Here is a 17,930-nt window from a genome sequence, read left to right as displayed (position 1 = left end):
ATCTCGTTCATGAACCGCGCCCATAAAAAAACCGGAGCCAAGGCTCCGGTTTTTCATTGCGCGGCAAGCGATCAGCTGCGACCGAGACGATTGTCCGGGTAGTTCTTGGCCAGCACTTCGCGGGCGTGCTGGGCCAGGGTCGGCATCTTCAGGGTGTCGTAGGAGTTGATCATGATCTCCAGCGCCTTCTCGGTTTCGGCCGTGTCGGGATAGGTCTCGACGATCAGCTTGGCGCGGTTGGCGGCGGCGATCAGCGCATCACGCTTCACATAGTACTCGGCCACGCTCAGATCGTAGCGGGCGAGCCGGTTCTTCAGACCGATCATGCGGGCACGAGCATCGGCGGCGTAGACGCTGTTGGGGTAGTTCTGCAACAGGGTCTTGAAATCCTGGAAGGCCTGACGGGCATAGGAGGGGTCTTTGTCGTCCCGATCGATGCCCAGGAAGTCCTGGAAGAAGTTGTAATCGCCGGCCATGTTGGTCAGACCGCGCATATAGAAGACGTAATCGATATTTTTATGCGCCGGGTTGAGGCGGATAAAACGGTCGATATTGGCGATCGCCTGGGCAGTGTCATCCTGCTTGTAGTAGGCGTAAATGAGGTCGAGCTGAACCTGGTTGGAGTAGGCACCGAAAGGATAGCGAGAATCCAGCGCTTCCAGTAACTCGATAGCATTCAGGTAGTTACCGGCATCCAGCTTGACGCGTGCTTTCTGGTACAGGGTCTCCGGCGGTTCGTCCGGTACCTTGGGTTTGGTGCTGGAACAGCCTGTGATCAAGGTAGCGACCAAGGCGAGTGACATCAGCAGGTGAGACTTCTTTCCCATCAACAACATCCGGTCCATTTCCACGAAATTGGCAAAGTATCCGTTATGCTTGGCTAAAAGAAAAGCTAGAATACCCGGATTATTTCGAATTGATACCCCCCGCTCAAGAGACCATACATGAGCCAGCATATTGAACTGACAGGCGAATTCCAGGATCACCAATTCGGGCAGCGACTCGACCAGGCCCTGGCCGAATTGTTTCCAGACTACTCCCGCACCCGCATCAAGGAGTGGATTTTACAGGACAGAGTGACCCTGGATGGTCAGGTTGCCAATACCCCGCGCGAGAAGGTGCTGGCCGGGCAGAAGGTACATGTGGATGTCGAGCTGGAAGATGACACCCGCTTCGATGCGCAGGATATCGAGCTCAACATCGTTTACGAAGATGAACACATTCTGGTGATCGACAAGCCGGCCGGTCTGGTGGTTCACCCGGGCGCCGGTACGCCCGATGGCACCATCCTCAATGCCCTGCTGCACCGCTACCCGGACATCGCCGAAGTGCCCCGCGCCGGTATCGTGCACCGTCTGGATAAAGACACCACAGGTCTGATGGTGGTCGCCAAGACTGTGCCGGCCCAGACCCATCTGGTGGAAGCGCTGCAGGCGCGCCAGATCACCCGTGAGTACGAAGCGATCGCCATCGGTCACATGACCGCCGGCGGCACCGTCGATGCCCCCATCGGCCGTCACCCGACCCAGCGCACCCACATGGCCGTGGTGCCCAATGGCCGTCCTTCCGTGACCCACTACCGGGTGCACGAGAAGTTCCGCGGTCACACCCGGCTGCGGTTGCGGCTGGAAACCGGTCGTACCCACCAGATCCGTGTGCACATGGCCCACATCAAGCACCCGCTGGTGGGTGATCCGGCCTACGGCGGTCGTCTGCGTCCGCTGCGCAACGCCATCCCCGAGCTGACCGAGGCCCTGCGCAACTTCCATCGCCAGGCGCTGCACGCCACCATGCTGCAGCTGGCGCACCCCATCACCGGTGAGGTGATGCAGTGGCACTCGCCGACGCCGCAGGACATGCTGGATCTGATGGAAGTGCTGCGGGCTGATACCCTGGCCAATCCGGATGATCTGGTCTGGAACTGATAATAAAGAGGGCGCGCTTGCGACGATTCCTGCCGTAACCCGCCCTGCATGACCTGATATGGGGCCCCTTGACTGGTTGCAGCCAAGGGGCCCCGTTTTCATATGAACGAAAGGAGCCACAGATGAAATGGATCGAACCCGACTGGCCGGCCCCGGCCAGGGTCAGAGCCCTGTCGACCACCCGTGACGGCGGCGTCAGCGAGGGGGTCTTTGCCGGCCTCAACCTGGGGGCCCACGTGGGGGACGAGCCGGCACGGGTCGAGGTCAATCGGGCCCGGCTGCAGCAGGCGGCCACCATCCCCGGCACTCTCAACTGGCTCAATCAGGTGCACGGCACCGCGGTGCATCCCGTCAGCAGCGACTATGGCTGCGCGCCGGATGCGGATGCCGCCTACGCCCGAGGCGCGGGGCAGGCCTGCATCGTGATGACCGCCGACTGCCTGCCTGTGCTGTTCTGCGATCGGGCTGGCACCGTGGTGGCCGCCGCTCACGCCGGCTGGCGCGGGCTGCAGGGCGGCGTGCTGGAAGCGAGCATCGCCGCCATGGGCTGCGAGCCGGACGAGATCCTGGCCTGGCTTGGCCCAGCCATCGGCCCGCAGGCCTTCGAGGTGGGTGGCGAGGTGTGCGAGGCTTTTATGGCGGAGCAGGCTGCAGCAGAGGCAGCGTTCGTCCCTTCGCCCAACGAGGGCAAGTGGCTGGCGGATATCTACCAGCTGGCCCGCCTGCGCCTCGCCCGCGCCGGCGTCACCGCCGTATATGGTGGCGAGCACTGCACCTTCAGCGACAGCGAGCAGTTCTACTCTTATCGTCGCGACGGCCAGACCGGCCGCATGGCTTCCATCATCTGGCTGGTCGAATAAACACTGAGCGGCCCCTTGTTTGCCAAGGGGCCGTGATCCCCTCACGCCTGCATCTGCAGAAAAAATAACCAGCCTCACCCCTTGAAATAGTCCGTACGGGCCTCATCTTTCATCTCAGAAAGTTATGTTGTTTGCCGCGCAAGCGGCGTCTGCCTGTTTGAAGGGGGAGTGCAATGCGCCTCGATCGCCTGACCAGCAAATTCCAGATTGCTATTTCCGATGCCCAGTCTCTTGCGCTGGGTCGTGACCACCAATTCATCGAACCCGTTCACCTGATGACCGCCCTGGTCAATCAGGATGGCGGCTCCATTCGCCCGTTGCTGACCCTGACCGGGCTGGACATCAATGCCCTGCGTTCGCGTCTGGGTGAAGAACTCGACCGCCTGCCGCGTGTCAGCGGCGTGGAGGGAGATGTGCAGCTCTCCAACGGCCTCGGCCGGCTGCTCAACGTCTGCGACAAGCTGGCCCAGCAGCGCAAGGATCAGTTCATCTCCTCCGAACTGTTCGTGCTGGCTGCCCTCGACGAGAAGGGCACGCTGGGCGAGCTGCTGCGTGCCCAGGGGCTGACCAAGGAGAAACTCGAAGCGGCCATCGACAAGGTGCGTGGCGGCAAGAAGGTGGAGGATGCCAACGCCGAGGAGAATCGCCAGGCGCTGGAAAAATACACCATCGATCTGACCGAGCGGGCCGAGATCGGCAAGCTTGACCCGGTGATCGGCCGGGATGACGAAATTCGCCGCACAATTCAGGTGCTGCAACGCCGTACCAAGAACAACCCGGTGCTGATCGGGGCCCCCGGCGTCGGCAAGACCGCCATCGTCGAGGGGCTGGCCCAGCGCATCATCAACGGCGAGGTGCCGGAGGGGCTCAAGAACAAGCGGGTGCTCTCCTTGGACATGGGGGCCTTGGTGGCCGGTGCCAAGTATCGCGGCGAGTTCGAGGAACGGCTCAAGGCGGTGCTGAACGACCTGGCCAAGGAGGAGGGCAACGTCATCCTCTTCATCGACGAGCTGCACACCATGGTCGGCGCCGGCAAGGGCGAGGGGGCCATGGACGCGGGCAACATGCTCAAACCGGCGCTGGCGCGGGGCGAACTGCACTGCGTCGGGGCTACCACGCTCGATGAATATCGCCAGTTCATCGAGAAGGATGCCGCGCTGGAGCGCCGCTTCCAGAAGGTGCTGGTGGAAGAGCCGAGCGTGGAGGATACCATCGCCATCCTGCGCGGCCTGAAGGAGCGTTACGAGCTGCACCACCACGTGCAGATCACCGACCCGGCCATCGTGGCAGCGGCCCAGCTGTCGCACCGCTACATCGCGGATCGTCAGCTGCCGGACAAGGCCATCGACCTCATCGACGAGGCGGCGGCTAGCATCCGGCTGCAGATCGACTCCAAGCCCGAGTCCCTCGACCGGCTCGAGCGGCGCATCATCCAGCTGAAGCTGGAGCAGCAGGCGCTGATGAAGGAGGATGACGACGCCAGCCGCAAACGGCTCGAGCTGATCAACCAGGAGATCGGTGAAAAAGATCGGGAATACAATGAGCTGGAAGAGGTGTGGAAGGCCGAGAAGGCCGCCCTCGCCGGCACCCAGCACATCAAGGCGGCACTGGAGCAGGCCCGTCAGGATCTCGACGTGGCGCGCCGCGCAGGGGACTTGGGCCGCATGTCCGAGCTGCAGTACGGCCGCATTCCGGAGCTGGAGAAACAGCTGGATCTCGCCACCCAGGCCGAGATGCAGGAGACCAGCCTGCTGCGCAACCGGGTCACCGACGTGGAGATCGCAGACGTGCTGGCACGCTGGACCGGGATTCCGGTGGCCCGCATGCTGGAAGGGGAGCGCGAGAAGCTGCTGCGGATGGAAGATCAACTGCACAGTCGGGTGATCGGCCAGGAGGAGGCGGTCGAGGCGGTCTCCAACGCCATTCGCCGCTCCCGCGCAGGTCTCTCCGATCCGAACCGCCCCATCGGCTCCTTCCTGTTCCTCGGGCCCACCGGGGTGGGCAAGACCGAGCTGTGCAAGGCGCTGGCCGAGTTCCTGTTCGATACCCAGGATGCCATGGTGCGGATCGACATGTCCGAGTTCATGGAGAAACACAGCGTGGCCCGTCTGGTGGGGGCGCCTCCCGGCTACGTGGGTTACGAGGAGGGCGGTTATCTGACCGAGGCGGTGCGTCGTCGCCCTTACTCGGTGATCCTGCTGGACGAGGTGGAGAAGGCCCACCCCGATGTGTTCAACATCCTGCTGCAGGTGCTGGATGATGGCCGCCTGACCGATGGTCAGGGTCGTACCGTGGACTTCCGCAACACCGTGGTCATCATGACCTCCAACCTGGGGTCGGATCTGATTCAGGAGCACCACTCCGAGAAGGATTACGACGAGATGAAGGCCATGTTGATGGAGGTGCTGGCACGCAGTTTCCGGCCGGAGTTCATCAACCGGATCGACGAGACAGTGGTGTTCCACCCGCTTGGCGAGGAGCACATCAAGTCCATCGCCCGCATCCAGCTCAAGAGCCTGATGAGCCGGTTGGAGGCCCAGGGCTACGAGGTGGAGGTGAGCGAAGCGCTGCTGAACAAGCTGGTGCACGCCGGGTTCGACCCCGTCTACGGTGCGCGTCCCCTCAAGCGGGCGATCCAGCACAAGGTGGAGAACCCGCTGGCGCAGGCGCTGCTCTCCGGCCGCATCGTCCCCGGCAAGAAACTGCTGCTGGGGGCCGACAGCAACGGCCTGACCATGACCCAATAACTGGATCGCTGATAAAAACGCAGGCCCCGAGCCTGCGTTTTTTTTGAGGGATAATTGCATGCTCACCTTTTCCGTACTGGTGGATGATGATGTCCATCTGCCTGGTTGTCTGCCCGAGCGAGGGTTGGCGTTGCTGCTGGAGTGTGACGGCCTCAGGGTGCTGTTCGACAGCGGCCGTGGCCGGGCGCTGTGCCACAACGCCGCCGTGATGGGGATCGATCTCGCCTCGCTCACCCATGTGGTGCTCTCTCACGGTCACTACGACCATGTGGGCGGGGTAGGCTCGCTGCCCGTTTATCCGACTCCCATTCCTCTCATCGCCTGTCCGGACGTGTTCTGCGAGCGGGGCTACTTCCTGCCGCTTCCCTTCTGGCGGCGCAACCTCTATCGCCTGTCGGGAGTGCTGGAGCGGGAGTCGCTGGCAGCCAGAGGCTTGCTCCCCCACTGCTCGGCCGAGCCGGTGTGGCTCTCGGAGCGTCTGGTGTTCCTAGGCAGCATTGCGCGGCGCGAGCGGGCCGCCCCCTCGCTGCTTGGCTACATCATGCGGGACGGACGAGTGGAAAAAGACCTAATCAGCGACGACTCCGCGCTGGCCTACAAGAGTGAGCAGGGGCTCATCGTCTTTATCGGCTGTGGTCACGCCGGGACCGAGAACATCATCGAACGGGCCAGGGAGGTGTGTGGCGATGAGCGGATCCACGCCGTCATCGGCGGCCTGCACCTGAAGTTTTCCGGTCCGCAGCGGGCGGCGGCGCTTGGCGCCTATCTGCAGGAGGAGGCGGTGGAGAAACTGTTTGCCTGCCACTGCACCGGCAGCAGGAAAGCGGATCTGCCGCGCCAGTGCCAGATCGGAGCCGGTTTCGAATACCGGTTTTCGGCGTAAAAAAACGGCAATCCGAAGATTGCCGGGAGGAATGTAGTGAAGCGACCTGACGTGGGTTGAGCGGGTCGCAGGGGCAAGCCCCCGATGGCGAAGCAAGGCCGCTGCCGGTCTTGCCTCTTACAGCCTGCCGGGGTTGCGCTCGCTCAACCCCGATGGCCACTTGCCTGTTGCCATGCCGGTGGCGATCGCGCCGGCCTGGCCTTCATTCGTTACAGCATGCCTTGCACGGCGGCCTTCATCTCGGCCGGCCAGACGCCGACCTGGACCTGACCTATGTGCTCTTTTTGCAGCAGCAGCATGGCCAGACGGGATTGGCCGATGCCGCCGCCGATGGTTTGCGGCATCCGCGCTGCCAGCAAATCCTGGTGCCAGTCGTACTGCAGGCGATCCTCGTCACCTGTGATGGCGAGCTGGCGGCGCAGCGCCTCGGCGTCGACCCGGATCCCCATGGAGGAGATCTCGAAGCTGTCCTGCAGCACCGGGTTCCACACCAGGATATCGCCGTTCAGACCTGCCAGACCCAGCTCGCTGTGGCTGCTCCAGTCGTCGTAGTCCGGGGCGCGCACGTCGTGGCGCTCACCGTGGGAGAGGGCACCGCCGATACCGATCAGGAACACGGCACCCAGCTCCTTGGCGATGGCGCGCTCGCGCCCCTTGGCGTCGAGATCCGGGTAGCGGGTCAGCAGCTCTTCGCTGTGCACGAACTGGATTTCGGCCGGCAGGAAGGGGGTCAGCTCATGTTCGGCACAGACCGCGCGCTCGGTGGCCTTGATGGCGGCCCAGATGCCACGCACCGTCTCCTGCAGGTAGGCCAGATCGCGGCGCTCGCTCGGCATCACCTTCTCCCAGTCCCACTGATCCACGTAGACGGAGTGGATGGGGGTGAGGCGATCCTCGTCCGGACGCAGTGCCTTCATGTGGGTGTAGATGCCTTCGCCCGGACCGAAGCCAAAGCGGCCCAGGGTCTGGCGCTTCCATTTGGCCAGTGAGTGCACCACTTCGTAGCTGTGCTGCGGCAGAGTCTTCACCTTGACCTGCACCGCATTCTCGTGGCCAGAGAGGTTGTCTTGAGTGCCATCACCGACCCGGCTCAGGATGGGGGCTTGTACCTCCATCAAACCCAGTTGCTGGGCGAGTTGGCGGGAGAACATCTCTTTGACGAAGCTGATCTGTTGCTGGCTGCGAATGTAGTGCTGTTTCATGCTGAATACCTGTCTTGAACCCGTTGGATGTGAGGATTCTTCAACAGATCGCCAACTAAATTCAATATTCGATAATAGAAATAGGCTTTGTGTATTTTTTTCTTCAAAATACACCGGTGATTAATGATGAATCATCAAAGGGAGTGCAAAAAAGTGCCGGAAAATTATCGGATCGATAATCTCGATCAGGCCATCCTCACCGCCCTGATGGAGAATGCACGGCTGCCTTACGCCGAGCTGGCCAAACAACTGCTGGTCAGCCCGGGTACCATCCATGTGCGGGTGGAGAAGATGAAGCAGGCGGGCATCATCGAGGGAACGCGGGTGCAGGTGAACCCGAAGAAGCTGGGCTACGACGTCTGCTGCTTCATCGGCATCAACCTCAAGAGCGCCAAGGATTACCCCTCGGCGCTGGCCAAGCTGCAGGCGCTGGACGAGGTGGTGGAGGCTTACTACACCACGGGCCACTACAGCATCTTCATGAAGGTGATGACCCGCTCCATCGACGAGTTGCAGACCGTGCTGATCCACAAGATCCAGACCATCGACGAGATACAGTCCACCGAGACCCTGATCTCGCTGCAGAACCCGATCCTGCGGGATGTGAAGCCTTGAGCCGGGTTGCATGAGAGGGATGTAGAGATCCACTCCCGTACGAGACGCTTGTCTCGCTGCAAAACTCGAGCTTGCGGGATATGAAGCCCTGACCGGCCGATCAGGGTTCGATATAGGGGATGCCGTACTTGTCGTAGAGGGCCTTGAGCCGGCCGTCGCGTTTCATGCGCAGCAGCTCGGCGTCATAGGCCGCCATCTGGGCCGGGGTATTCTGGTCGGCGCGGGTGCGGGCCCAGGTGTTGAAGTAGGGGCTGCTCTTGAGCGGTTTGGGCAGGTAGTCGAGCTTGCCCTCCAGTCCCTCCTCCCTGATCTGGGCGAAGGCGGTGACCAGCGGCATGGGGACCGTATCGATTCGTCCGGCCAGCAGCTTGCGCAGCTGCAGCTGGTTCATGGTGATCTCCTGGAAGTGATAGGAGGGATCGGTGAGGGCGGCGGCCAGCTCGGGGGTATAGGAGAAATCCTTGGTCACTCCGATGCGCCAGGGTTTGAGGTCGGTCAGCGTCTCGTAGCGGATCTTCAGCAGGTCGGCCTTGCGCACGAAAAAGTGCCAGCTGTGGCGGATATGGGCCTGCTGGGCGTAGATGAGGTAACGCTCCCGCTCCGCCTTGTAGGAGTGGGTCATCACCACATCGCAAACACCGGTTTCTGCGTTGCGGGTGAGACGGGCACCGGAATCGGCCAGTTCGATCTTGATGGGGATCTTGAGTCTGCCAAAGATGGCGGTGACGATGTCGACATCGAGCCCCCTGGGCTGCTGAGCGGCATCGAGGTATTTGAGCGGGGGTTCCATCGTGCCACAGACGATCAGCTCCCTGGCAAAGGGGCTGAGCGGGAACAGTAGCCAAAGCAGGTGGATTACACGCAAACTACCTCTCCTGAACCCATTTGAAGATTATTTGGCACCTGATACCAGTATATTGGGTTGCCCCTGATTCGTAGAGGCGACTGTATATGGCAAACCCTGAAATTGAAAGCGAGCTGGACGGCATCGACAGGCTGTCGGTCTGCCTCTATCGCCTGGGCTTGAGTCTGGCAGCCTTGCTGCTGCTGTGTCGAGGGGCAAGCTTGCTGATCGGGCAGGATTTTTTGACGCCGGCACAGTGGCTGACGGCGCTGGCCGTGGCCAGCGGGGTATGCGGCCTGTGCCTGCATGTCTATGACAAGCGCATTCGCTTCTTGCTGCAGGGGCTGGGCTGGGGCGCTCTGTTGCTCAGTGCGAGCGGGGCGCCGGATGTGCTGGTGCTGGGTGCGGCCCTGGCCACGCTGGCGGGGTTGGCCTTCAAGGAGCAGTTCTGCTTCGCCATTCCGGGGATCAGGGCGGTCCCCTTGCTGCTGCCTTTGCTATGGCTGCTGGAGCTGGCCGGCATCGGCTGGGCCGCCGCCCTGGTGGCGCTGGTGTGTGGCGCGCTGCTTTGCCTGCTCGCGCTGGCCAAGTGGCGGATGCCCCTGCACTTCGATATCGGCGACAAGGGGCGTTACCAGATTTAGGTGGGCAGGCAGGCCTTCATCTGCGCGTTGAGGGCCTGCATCACCTGCCGGCGGCTGATGATGCCTATTACCCGATTGCCCTCCAGCACCGGATAGACCTTGGGTTTGGCCCCGGTCATCTGGCGGGCCAGCTCCAGTATGCTGTCGTCCGGGCTGACCGAGAGCGGGGTTCGGTTCATCAGATCCTCGACCCGGGTGCGGGTATCGCAGTGATAGCTGCCGGTGAGCAGGCTCGGGATGCAATCCTGCTCGGAGAGAAACCCGATCAGCTGCTGCTGCGGGTCCAGCACCGGCAGGCCGCTCAGGCCGGCGTCATGCAGTCGGTCCAGCGCCTCGGCCAGGCCGAGCTGCGGGGTGAGGGAGTGGGTCAGACGGCTCATGTGATCGCGGATCTGCAACATGGAAGTGGCTCCGTAAGGTGATGATGGGGCCACTATGCCCGCCGGATGGCGGCAACGGCCAATGGCTTGTGCCGTGGGGATCGATAGGCATTCCTGCGGATAAGAGAGGAGGGATTATGCGTGCATTGGTGACAGGATGTGGCCGTCGGCTCGGTTTCTATCTGTGCGAACAGCTGGTGGCGGCAGGCTGGCAGGTAACCGGCAGCTATCGCAGCGAGCGACCGGAGCTGGCGCGGTTGCGGGCGCTGGGGGTGACGCTGGTGCAGGCCGACTTCAACCGGGAGCAAGAGGTGGGCCGGCTCATCGAGGTGCTGGCCTCCCAGCCGGATCTGGCGCTGGTGATCCACAACGCCTCGGCCTTTGAACCGCAGGCGAGCGAGCCGGCGGCGCAGCTGGCCCAGTTTGATCAATTCTATCGGGTGCACATGGCGGCCCCCTTCCAGCTCAACCGGGGGCTGGCCCCTCAGCTGGCGCGCCATCCCAACGCCAGCATCATCCACATCACCGACATCTATATCCACGCCCCGGCGCCCCAGTTCGCCAGCTATGTGGCCACCAAGGCGGGGGCCCATTCGCTCGCCATGAGCTTTGCCCGCGAGCTGGCGCCGGCCATCCGGGTCAACACCATAGAGCCTGGCCCCATTCTGTTTCTCGACGAGCATGGGGATGAGTGGCGTGAACAGGTGCTGGCGAAGACGCCGCTGGCGCGGGAAGGGGGGCTGGCGCCCATCTGGCAGGCGGTGCAGTTGCTGATGCAGAACGACTACATGACCGGGGCCAGCATCCGGGTGGATGGTGGCCGCGGTCTGGCCGTCATCTAGCCATCAACAGGGGATGGCCATGTCGCGCTGCAGGGCGACGGGGGCCAGGCCGACCTGCCCCTCCTCGATCACCTTGCCCGCCATCAGCCGGGTGTGCAGCGGCAGGGTCACCTTGGGGTCGTGCACCTCTCCTTTGCCGTAGAGTTCTGCCAACAGCTCGTCGAGGTAGGCGTCAACCCGGGCGGCGGAGAAGTCGTCGTCCTCGCTGCTGGCCAGGATGTCGATGTCCAGCGGGCGGTCCCGCACCTTGCAGTGCGGATCGCTGCGATCCCGGCCGTGGGCCAGCTCCATGGCGACGAAGTGTGCCTTGAGTCTGGGTTGGGCCAGCTCGCTCTCGGCGACAAACAGGCAGTTGAGAAAGTCATGGCTTGAATGCATGCCGACCGGCTTGGTCTGGATCACCGAACTGAGCCGCAGGCGGCCAAAGTGGGCAAGCAGCTCGGCAACCGCCTGGCCGACATGCTGGTGGGGGTCAAGATTCGACCCTATGCTACACAGATAGAACATGTCATCAGTCCTTTGATAGGGCTCATCTGAAATTCTTACACAGCTCACGGTTATCGGCTTAACTATGCATTAACATCTGTTCGTCTGTTGTGATCAGGCTCTATCATCTTGGCAAGAAAGGAGATTTGCATGAGTGTGGAACTGAAATGGGCACTGCTGACCGCCTCGGGTGCGTTGGCCATGATCCTGATTATCTGTGTGGTATCCGTGGGTCTGGCATGACCCCGGAAGAGAGCATGAACCGGCCTTCTGGCCGGTTTTGCTTTTTGGGGGAGTGCGGATATGCTGACCCACCCCAGATGAAGTGAGACCGCACAAGATGACCAAGGTACGCCCACGCTCCCTGCTGCAAGTGGTATTGATGGGGTTCGTCCTGGTATTGATGCCGCTGGGCGGCATGATCTGGCATGACAGCCAGGCCCTTGACCACCTCAGCCAGTTGACCAGCGATGAGCTGGAGCGGGCGGTGCGCGATACCCGCCGGGCCACTCTGCTGACCACCCAGGCCATCGATCTTGAGCGCACCCTGCGCCGTTATGCGGTGCTCGGGGATGAGCGCATCCTGACCAGTTACCAGCAGCAGCTGGCGAGCTACCGCGACCAGCTGGCCGCCCACCAGAGTTCCATTCCTGACGCCGAGGCTTATGGAAGCATCGAGCAGGCCCTCGTCTGGCTCGACAGCCTGCAGGATCTTGCCCGTGCCAAGGCCGAGTCCAACAGCCCCAAGTTTGACGAGTTCAACGAGGCCAACCAGCAGCTCGAGATCATCACTCGCAGTCAGGTAGACGATCACGTCAGCAAGGTGCGGGCCACCATCGCCGCCCTGATGACCGAGATCTGGTGGGTCAGCGGTTTCGTGGCGGTGCTCAGCCTGCTGCTGGTCTTGCTGTTTACCTACCTGATCATCCACCCCGTGCGTCAGATTGAGTCGCGGATCTTGAGTCTGGGGGCCGGTGTGGAGCCGGACAAGCGGCCGGTGGACGGGCCGGCCGAACTGGTGCTGCTGGGGGAGCGGATCGGCTGGCTGCACGACAAACTGAAGGAGCTGGAGCAGCAGAAATACCAGTTCCTGCGCCACGTTTCCCACGAGCTGAAGACCCCGCTGGCAGTGCTGCGGGAGGGGGCGGATCTGCTCTCCGAGCAGCTTGTAGGGCCGCTCACCCAGGATCAGCAGGAGATCTGCCAGATGCTGGAGGAGAACAGCCGGCGTCTGCAGACCCTTATTGAGCGACTGCTTGATTTCAACCGGCTCAGCCAGCAGGAGGTGTTCACTTTGACGCCGGTGGCGCTGGCGCCCCTGCTGTCAGAATTATCTGCAGAATACCGGCTGGCGCTGGAATCCAAACAAATCAGTGTACACTTGCCGACCGATCCGATCACGCTGGAAGCTGAGCCATATCGCTTGCGGCTGATCCTCGATAATCTGTTCTCCAATGCGGTCAGCTACGGCGCCAAGGGAGGGCAGATCTGGATCCGTGCCGGGCAGGATGGCAACGGCAGCTGGCTGGAGGTGGCCAACGAGGGGCCCGCCATTCCCGTGGCCGAACGGGAGCGGATCTTCGAACCCTTCGAGCAGGGCAGTATTGTGCGCCAGGGCTTGCTGAAAGGCTCCGGAATGGGGCTCTCCATCGCCCGGGAATCGGCGATGAGCCTTGGCGGCGAGTTGGTATTGGTTGAAGATGAACAGGCGGATGTCTGTTTCCGGTTGACGTTGAAGTGAAGCCCAAGATGAAACAATGTGTTGTTCCGGTATTGATGATGAGCCTGCTCACAGGCTGTTCCCTGCTGCCAGCGCGTGACCCGGCGGCGTCGCCGGATCTTGCCCTCGCCAAGCGGATGGAGTTTGCCAACAAGGAGATGCAGGTGCGCCTGCAATACTCGGACTGGCTGCTGGCCAGCCATGCCCAGCAACGGGCCCAGGAGCGCCAGCGCCTCAAGGGGGCTACCGACCTCGAGAGCCGGGTCAGCCTGGCCATGGTCAACACCCACCCATCCGAATCGGTGGCCAGCCGGCGAGCCGGTCTGGACAAGCTCAAGAGCCTGCTGCCCGAGCTCGGCCTGGATGCCCAGGCCTTCCTGCGCAGCTGGATTGCCCTCGGCGAGGAGCTGCTGGCCCGTGACAGCCGGCGCGACGATCAGAGTCAGGAGGTGCAGCGTCTGCGCCGCCAGATCGAGCAGCTCTCCGCCATCGATGAGCAGCTCAATCAGCGCAAGCTGAATGGCAACGGCGAGGCGCTGAAATGAGTCGCATCCTGCTGGTTGATGATGATGCCAGCCTGCTCAAGCTGATGAGCATGCGTCTGCGCAGCCAGGGCTATGAGGTGGATACCGCCGACAGCGCCGAAGGGGCGCTGGACCGGCTGCGTCAGCAACGGGCCGATCTGGTGCTGAGCGACTTGCGCATGGCCGGCATGGACGGGCTGGCGCTGTTCGAGCGGATCCAGTCCCAGTGGCTGGGGCTGCCGGTCATCATCATGACCGCCCACGGCACCATCCCGGACGCCATTCAGGCGACCCGCTCCGGGGTATTCAGTTTTCTGACCAAGCCCATCGACAAGGACGAGCTGTTCGCCACCATAGAGCATGCGCTGAGCCTGACGCGCCCAAAGCAGCGCCAGGAGTGGCAGTCGCTGATCCTGACCCGCAATCCGCAGATGGAGCAGTTGCTGATCCAGGCCAGCAGCATCGCCACCATGGAGGTGCCGGTGCTGATCATGGGCCCTTCCGGTTCCGGCAAGGGGGTGATGACCCAGGCCCTGCACCAGGCCAGCAGCCGGCGTGATCAGCCGCTGTATGTGATCAACTGTGCCGCGCTGCCCTGGGCGGCGCTGGATCTGCAGCTGTTCGGCGAGGATGGCCAGTCCGGCCTGTTTGAGCAGGCCAAGGGGGCGACCCTGTTTCTCGACGAGATAGGGGATTTGTCGGAGTCGCTGCAGGCCAAGCTGCTGCAGGTATTGCAGGAGTACGGCCAGGGCACGCCTGAGGTGCGGGTCATCAGCTCCAGCCATCAGGATCTGGTGGCGGCGATGGAGGAGGGGCGCTTTCGGGAAGATCTCTTCTATCGGCTCAACGTGGCCAACATCACAATGCCGCCCCTCAGTGCCCGCAGCGAGGATATCCCCTTGCTGGCCAGGCAGGCGCTGGACGAGTATCGCAGCCGCCACGGCGAATGCGCCGCCCTCGGTTTCTCGCCGGAGGCGCTGGCGCTGCTGGCGGCGGCGGCCTGGCCCGGCAACGTGCGCCAGCTCTACAGCGTGGTGGAGCAGCTGGCCAGTCTCTGCTGCAGCCCGGTGATCGGCGCCGCCATGGTGGAGTCTGCCCTGAGTGGCGGCAGTGGTGGCATCCCCTCGTTCAACGAGGCGCGGGCCGAGTTCGAGAAGGAGTATCTGATCCGGCTGCTGCGCACCACCGAGGGCAATGTCACCCTGGCGGCCAGCATGGCGGGCAGAAACCGCACCGACTTCTACAAGCTGTTGAACCGGCACGGCATCGAAGCGGCGAACTTCAAGTCGAAGGGATAAATGACAGAGGGGCGGCCCGTTGATGACGGGCCGCCCCTCTGGTTTCAGACCGGATCGGTCACGTTAGGCCGGTTCAAGCCGGGTCGGTGACGCCCGCCGTGGCCTGGGTTTTCTGGGTTTTCTGGGTTTTCTGGGTTTTCTGGGTTTTATGGGAGAGCCAGAGGCCGCTCGCCTTCATCAGGTAGCCGAACAGCGCACCTATCACCAGGGATGGCAGGATCAGTCGCCACTCTCCCGCCGCTCCGAAGGTGGCGCAGCAACCGGCGAAGGTGCCGGGAATGTAGGAGAGCCACTGCTGCCTGGCCTGCACGCACATCAGGGTCGCCACCACCCCGGTCATCAGGTAGCCCGCCACCCCGGCGCCCCACCAGGCGTCGCCATGGATCAGCAACAGGGCCCACAGCATGCCGCTGGCATTGCACAGCAGGGTCTGCAGCAGCGCCTTGTAGCCGCCGCTGGAGGCGAAGTAGCTGGTGCAGCCGAGGAAGCCGACCCAGGAGATGAGGCCGAGGGTGACGGCGACCCAGCCCCAGACGGCGGAGAGGATCCCGGTCGTGATGGCGATGGCGATCAATGGGCTCATGGCGTGACTCTTCAGTAGTGAAATCCGGAAAAAGGGGAGCCTACCCCGCGCAGGGGGGGCGGCAAGCAGGGGCGGAATTGTGTGTGATCTGCATCACTCATTTCAACTCAGGAATACGCTTGCGCTCGCGAAAAAAATTCATGGTGAGGCGGTCGTGTCTGCACCATAGTTAGAGGCCCTGTCCTGCTCATGGAGTGAGTCTGATGGTGCCAAATGTGATCGTTCCCCTGCTGGTGTTCGTAGTGCTGTTTCTGGTCGGAACCATGGCCAAGGCACTGCCCCTCTATCAGTTCATGTAATTTTCCGTGAAATAAAACTCGGCCGGGGCGGGTCTTATGATTGTTACCCTCATCGCCCCGGGAGTTTTTCCATGTTGCTCAAGCGCCGCTCTGCCCATCACCTCACCGAACAGGATGTCACGCCGGAAGCCGTCTATCAGGATCGTCGCCTGATCCTGAAAGGGCTGGGGCTCGGCGCCGCCACCCTGGCGTTGCCGACCCAGGCCGGGGTGCTCGATCTCTTCTCTGGCGACAAGCCGGCACCGGTCTCCACCCGGGCGCTCAACATCCACGCTGCCGCCCGGCCGGAGGGGCTGATCCTCACGCCGGAGGAGAAGGCCACCACCCACAACAACTTCTACGAGCTCGGCACCGACAAGGGGGATCCGGCCCGCAACGGCCACTACCTCAAACCCGAGCCCTGGACCCTGAAGGTGGAAGGGGAGGTAGCCAAGCCGTTTACCCTGGATGTGTGGGATCTCATCAACAAGAGCACGCTGGAGGAGCGCATCTACCGGCTGCGCTGCGTGGAGGCCTGGTCCATGGTGCTGCCCTGGAGCGGTCTCGCGCTGGCGGACCTCATTCGCCGGGCCGAGCCCACCAGCCGCGCCAGGTTCGTGGCCTTCGAGACTCTCTATGATCCGGAGCAGCTGCCCGGTCAGGCTTCCCGCTCCCTCGGCGGCGGCATCGACTATCCCTATGTCGAGGGGCTACGCATCGACGAGGCGATGCACCCGCTCTCCTTCCTGGCGATGGGGCTCTACGGCAAGGCGCTGCCGGCCCAGAACGGTGCGCCGATCCGGCTGGTGGTGCCCTGGAAGTACGGCTTCAAGAGCATCAAGAGCATCGTCTCCATTCGGCTGGTGGAGGAGATGCCGCCCACTACCTGGAACCTGTTGGCCCCCAACGAATACGGCTTCTACGCTAACGTCAATCCAGCGGTGGATCACCCGCGCTGGAGCCAGGCGAGCGAGCGTTTCATCGGCGAGGGGGGCATCTTCGGCGCCAAGCGCCAGCCGACCCTGATGTTCAATGGCTATGCCGACGAGGTGGCGTCCCTCTATCAGGGCATGGATCTGCGCAAGTGGTATTGAGACGAAAGGAGCTGACATCATGACTCTGCGACTGACGGCGCGTCACATCACCTTGCTGCGGGCGCTGGTACACCTCGCCTCGCTGGGATTTCTGCTCTGGCTGCTGGTGGCCGTGCCCGGCGGCCTGCTGGGAGGGGATCCGGTACAGGGACTGACCCACTATCTGGGCAAGGGGGCGCTCAATCTGCTGTTGCTCACCCTGCTGGTGTCGCCGCTGGCCAAACGCTGGCGGCAGGGGCAGATCATCAAGCTGCGCCGCCCGCTCGGGCTCTGGTGCGCCGCCTGGGCCGGTCTGCACTTTATGGTCTGGCTGGGGCTGGATCTGCAGTTTGACTGGCGGCTGATTGGCGGCGAGCTGGTCAAGCGCAGTTATATCGTGGTGGGGATGGTGGCGCTGCTGTTGCTGCTGGCGCTCAGCTTCACCTCGATCCCGGCCCTGCTGCGGCGCATGGGGCCGGCCTGGCAGAAGCTGCACAACTGGATCTATGCGGTGGCCCTGCTGGTGCCGGTGCACTACTGGTGGTCGCTCAAGAGCGGCTGGCAGGAGCCGCTCATCTATCTGCTGCTGGCCTGCGCCCTGCTGGTGCCGCGCCGTGACAAGCTGCTGCGCCCCTGGCGCCGGCTTCGGCCGCAGAAACTGAGGGAGGCATGAGGCCGGCAGTGCGCCGCCCCGGCAACCTGCCATAAAAAAGAGGCCTAGTCGGCCTCTTTTTTGATGTCACCCGTATGGGCGTCCACCAGGAGTCGCACCCGCTGCCCCTGGGCATCCAGGGTTTCCACCTCGAATTTGTCCCCTTCCAGCTCCACTTCCCGAATGTCGTGATACCCTTGGGCCACCAGCAGCTTGACCAGACCGGCCATGTCGAGACGGCTTTCGGCCGCCCAGCCGAGGGTGGAGAAGAGGCAAAGGATCAGCAGGAAACTGCGTCGGATCATATTCATTCCGGATTCATGGCTGGCAGACTATAAACGGCATTATGTTAGGTTTTGGGAGATGAATCATCC

The 17,930-nt window shown here is 62.8% G+C and carries 20 protein-coding genes; 13 read left to right on the top strand and 7 right to left on the bottom strand.

Features of this window, described 5'->3' with window-relative positions; translation table 11 throughout:
• Positions 1-71: 71 nt before the first annotated feature.
• The gene (locus PG897_RS14710; protein WP_005306434.1) at positions 72-827 is read right to left on the bottom strand and encodes an outer membrane protein assembly factor BamD; all 756 of its coding nucleotides are present in this window, start codon (positions 825-827) and stop codon (positions 72-74) included.
• Between the two features lie 117 nt (positions 828-944).
• On the opposite strand from PG897_RS14710, the gene rluD reads away from it, so the two are divergent.
• The 4 genes from rluD to PG897_RS14690 all read left to right on the top strand — a co-directional run bounded on the left by rluD (position 945) and on the right by PG897_RS14690 (position 6,415).
• Entirely contained in the window at positions 945-1,925 is a 981-nt protein-coding gene (gene rluD, locus PG897_RS14705) for a 23S rRNA pseudouridine(1911/1915/1917) synthase RluD (RefSeq protein ID WP_010635820.1), read from the top strand.
• 122 nt (positions 1,926-2,047) lie between these two features.
• Complete coding sequence (pgeF, locus tag PG897_RS14700) at positions 2,048-2,785, top strand: peptidoglycan editing factor PgeF (protein WP_201881003.1); 738 nt, start codon at positions 2,048-2,050, stop codon at positions 2,783-2,785.
• Positions 2,786-2,958: 173 nt separating this feature from the next.
• Positions 2,959-5,532, top strand: a complete 2,574-nt coding sequence (gene clpB, locus PG897_RS14695; protein WP_010635822.1) for an ATP-dependent chaperone ClpB — start codon at positions 2,959-2,961, stop codon at positions 5,530-5,532.
• 58 nt (positions 5,533-5,590) lie between these two features.
• Positions 5,591-6,415 (top strand): MBL fold metallo-hydrolase, encoded by an 825-nt coding sequence (locus PG897_RS14690; protein ID WP_043170617.1) that lies wholly within the window; start codon positions 5,591-5,593, stop codon positions 6,413-6,415.
• 209 nt (positions 6,416-6,624) lie between these two features.
• Here PG897_RS14690 and asnA read toward each other — a convergent pair whose 3' ends face one another.
• Entirely contained in the window at positions 6,625-7,617 is a 993-nt protein-coding gene (gene asnA, locus PG897_RS14685; RefSeq protein ID WP_010635824.1) for an aspartate--ammonia ligase, read from the bottom strand.
• A 153-nt stretch (positions 7,618-7,770) separates the two neighbouring features.
• Between asnA and asnC the strand changes: the two genes are divergently transcribed.
• Positions 7,771-8,232: a transcriptional regulator AsnC gene (asnC, locus tag PG897_RS14680; protein WP_005306422.1), complete on the top strand. Its 462-nt coding sequence runs from the start codon at positions 7,771-7,773 to the stop codon at positions 8,230-8,232.
• Between the two features lie 100 nt (positions 8,233-8,332).
• Here the strand turns inward: asnC and PG897_RS14675 are convergent, their stop codons facing one another.
• Entirely contained in the window at positions 8,333-9,097 is a 765-nt protein-coding gene (locus PG897_RS14675; RefSeq protein ID WP_270829164.1) for a substrate-binding periplasmic protein, read from the bottom strand.
• Between the two features lie 86 nt (positions 9,098-9,183).
• Between PG897_RS14675 and PG897_RS14670 the strand changes: the two genes are divergently transcribed.
• The gene (locus PG897_RS14670) at positions 9,184-9,720 is read left to right on the top strand and encodes a DUF2301 domain-containing membrane protein (RefSeq protein ID WP_005306418.1); all 537 of its coding nucleotides are present in this window, start codon (positions 9,184-9,186) and stop codon (positions 9,718-9,720) included.
• Here PG897_RS14670 and PG897_RS14665 read toward each other — a convergent pair.
• Positions 9,717-10,121, bottom strand: coding sequence for a CBS domain-containing protein (locus tag PG897_RS14665; protein WP_017779305.1), 405 nt, complete (start codon positions 10,119-10,121; stop codon positions 9,717-9,719). The genes PG897_RS14670 and PG897_RS14665 overlap by 4 nt on opposite strands.
• A 116-nt stretch (positions 10,122-10,237) precedes the next feature.
• Between PG897_RS14665 and PG897_RS14660 the strand changes: the two genes are divergently transcribed.
• Complete coding sequence (locus tag PG897_RS14660; RefSeq protein WP_017779306.1) at positions 10,238-10,942, top strand: SDR family oxidoreductase; 705 nt, start codon at positions 10,238-10,240, stop codon at positions 10,940-10,942.
• A 3-nt stretch (positions 10,943-10,945) separates the two neighbouring features.
• Here PG897_RS14660 and PG897_RS14655 read toward each other — a convergent pair whose 3' ends face one another.
• Positions 10,946-11,449 carry a 2-amino-4-hydroxy-6-hydroxymethyldihydropteridine diphosphokinase gene (locus PG897_RS14655; RefSeq protein ID WP_010635829.1) on the bottom strand — a complete coding sequence of 168 codons (504 nt, stop codon included), beginning with the start codon at positions 11,447-11,449 and terminating at the stop codon, positions 10,946-10,948.
• A 129-nt stretch (positions 11,450-11,578) separates the two neighbouring features.
• On the opposite strand from PG897_RS14655, the gene cydH reads away from it, so the two are divergent.
• The 4 genes from cydH to PG897_RS14635 all read left to right on the top strand — a co-directional run bounded on the left by cydH (position 11,579) and on the right by PG897_RS14635 (position 14,970).
• Entirely contained in the window at positions 11,579-11,671 is a 93-nt protein-coding gene (gene cydH / locus PG897_RS14650; protein WP_005306410.1) for a cytochrome bd-I oxidase subunit CydH, read from the top strand.
• Positions 11,672-11,768: 97 nt separating this feature from the next.
• Positions 11,769-13,169: a sensor histidine kinase gene (locus PG897_RS14645; RefSeq protein WP_270829160.1), complete on the top strand. Its 1,401-nt coding sequence runs from the start codon at positions 11,769-11,771 to the stop codon at positions 13,167-13,169.
• 8 nt (positions 13,170-13,177) lie between these two features.
• Complete coding sequence (locus PG897_RS14640; RefSeq protein WP_017764803.1) at positions 13,178-13,693, top strand: hypothetical protein; 516 nt, start codon at positions 13,178-13,180, stop codon at positions 13,691-13,693.
• Positions 13,690-14,970 (top strand): sigma 54-interacting transcriptional regulator, encoded by a 1,281-nt coding sequence (locus PG897_RS14635; RefSeq protein ID WP_017779308.1) that lies wholly within the window; start codon positions 13,690-13,692, stop codon positions 14,968-14,970. Before PG897_RS14640 ends, PG897_RS14635 begins: the two co-directional genes overlap by 4 nt.
• 73 nt (positions 14,971-15,043) lie before the next feature.
• Here PG897_RS14635 and PG897_RS14630 read toward each other — a convergent pair whose 3' ends face one another.
• Positions 15,044-15,553 (bottom strand): DUF1097 domain-containing protein, encoded by a 510-nt coding sequence (locus tag PG897_RS14630; protein ID WP_270829159.1) that lies wholly within the window; start codon positions 15,551-15,553, stop codon positions 15,044-15,046.
• 370 nt (positions 15,554-15,923) lie between these two features.
• Between PG897_RS14630 and msrP the strand changes: the two genes are divergently transcribed.
• Together msrP and PG897_RS14620 are read left to right on the top strand one after the other, a co-directional pair.
• Positions 15,924-16,925: a protein-methionine-sulfoxide reductase catalytic subunit MsrP gene (msrP, locus tag PG897_RS14625; protein ID WP_201885268.1), complete on the top strand. Its 1,002-nt coding sequence runs from the start codon at positions 15,924-15,926 to the stop codon at positions 16,923-16,925.
• Positions 16,926-16,944: 19 nt separating this feature from the next.
• Positions 16,945-17,577 (top strand): protein-methionine-sulfoxide reductase heme-binding subunit MsrQ, encoded by a 633-nt coding sequence (locus PG897_RS14620; protein ID WP_201885267.1) that lies wholly within the window; start codon positions 16,945-16,947, stop codon positions 17,575-17,577.
• Between the two features lie 44 nt (positions 17,578-17,621).
• Here the strand turns inward: PG897_RS14620 and PG897_RS14615 are convergent, their stop codons facing one another.
• Positions 17,622-17,867 carry a PepSY domain-containing protein gene (locus PG897_RS14615; protein ID WP_010635834.1) on the bottom strand — a complete coding sequence of 82 codons (246 nt, stop codon included), beginning with the start codon at positions 17,865-17,867 and terminating at the stop codon, positions 17,622-17,624.
• Positions 17,868-17,930: the final 63 nt, after the last annotated feature.

Origin of the sequence: Aeromonas sp. QDB20, assembly GCF_027707805.1 — a bacterium.
Lineage (GTDB): Bacteria > Pseudomonadota > Gammaproteobacteria > Enterobacterales > Aeromonadaceae > Aeromonas > Aeromonas dhakensis.
Note: the sequence above shows the minus strand (reverse complement) of the source record. Positions and strands in the feature narration are given on the sequence as shown.

Excerpts from the sequence above, each read along its gene's own strand:
- PG897_RS14710 (WP_005306434.1), bottom strand. The coding sequence starts at position 827 with ATGGGAAAGAAGTCTCACCTGCTGATGTCACTCGCCTTGGTCGCTACC.
- rluD (WP_010635820.1), top strand. The coding sequence starts at position 945 with ATGAGCCAGCATATTGAACTGACAGGCGAATTCCAGGATCACCAATTC.
- pgeF (WP_201881003.1), top strand. The coding sequence starts at position 2,048 with ATGAAATGGATCGAACCCGACTGGCCGGCCCCGGCCAGGGTCAGAGCC.
- clpB (WP_010635822.1), top strand. The coding sequence starts at position 2,959 with ATGCGCCTCGATCGCCTGACCAGCAAATTCCAGATTGCTATTTCCGAT.
- PG897_RS14690 (WP_043170617.1), top strand. The coding sequence starts at position 5,591 with ATGCTCACCTTTTCCGTACTGGTGGATGATGATGTCCATCTGCCTGGT.
- asnA (WP_010635824.1), bottom strand. The coding sequence starts at position 7,617 with ATGAAACAGCACTACATTCGCAGCCAGCAACAGATCAGCTTCGTCAAA.
- PG897_RS14670 (WP_005306418.1), top strand. The coding sequence starts at position 9,184 with ATGGCAAACCCTGAAATTGAAAGCGAGCTGGACGGCATCGACAGGCTG.
- PG897_RS14665 (WP_017779305.1), bottom strand. The coding sequence starts at position 10,121 with ATGTTGCAGATCCGCGATCACATGAGCCGTCTGACCCACTCCCTCACC.
- PG897_RS14660 (WP_017779306.1), top strand. The coding sequence starts at position 10,238 with ATGCGTGCATTGGTGACAGGATGTGGCCGTCGGCTCGGTTTCTATCTG.
- PG897_RS14655 (WP_010635829.1), bottom strand. The coding sequence starts at position 11,449 with ATGTTCTATCTGTGTAGCATAGGGTCGAATCTTGACCCCCACCAGCAT.
- cydH (WP_005306410.1), top strand. The coding sequence starts at position 11,579 with ATGAGTGTGGAACTGAAATGGGCACTGCTGACCGCCTCGGGTGCGTTG.
- PG897_RS14645 (WP_270829160.1), top strand. The coding sequence starts at position 11,769 with ATGACCAAGGTACGCCCACGCTCCCTGCTGCAAGTGGTATTGATGGGG.
- PG897_RS14640 (WP_017764803.1), top strand. The coding sequence starts at position 13,178 with ATGAAACAATGTGTTGTTCCGGTATTGATGATGAGCCTGCTCACAGGC.
- PG897_RS14635 (WP_017779308.1), top strand. The coding sequence starts at position 13,690 with ATGAGTCGCATCCTGCTGGTTGATGATGATGCCAGCCTGCTCAAGCTG.
- PG897_RS14630 (WP_270829159.1), bottom strand. The coding sequence starts at position 15,553 with ATGAGCCCATTGATCGCCATCGCCATCACGACCGGGATCCTCTCCGCC.
- msrP (WP_201885268.1), top strand. The coding sequence starts at position 15,924 with ATGTTGCTCAAGCGCCGCTCTGCCCATCACCTCACCGAACAGGATGTC.
- PG897_RS14620 (WP_201885267.1), top strand. The coding sequence starts at position 16,945 with ATGACTCTGCGACTGACGGCGCGTCACATCACCTTGCTGCGGGCGCTG.
- PG897_RS14615 (WP_010635834.1), bottom strand. The coding sequence starts at position 17,867 with ATGAATATGATCCGACGCAGTTTCCTGCTGATCCTTTGCCTCTTCTCC.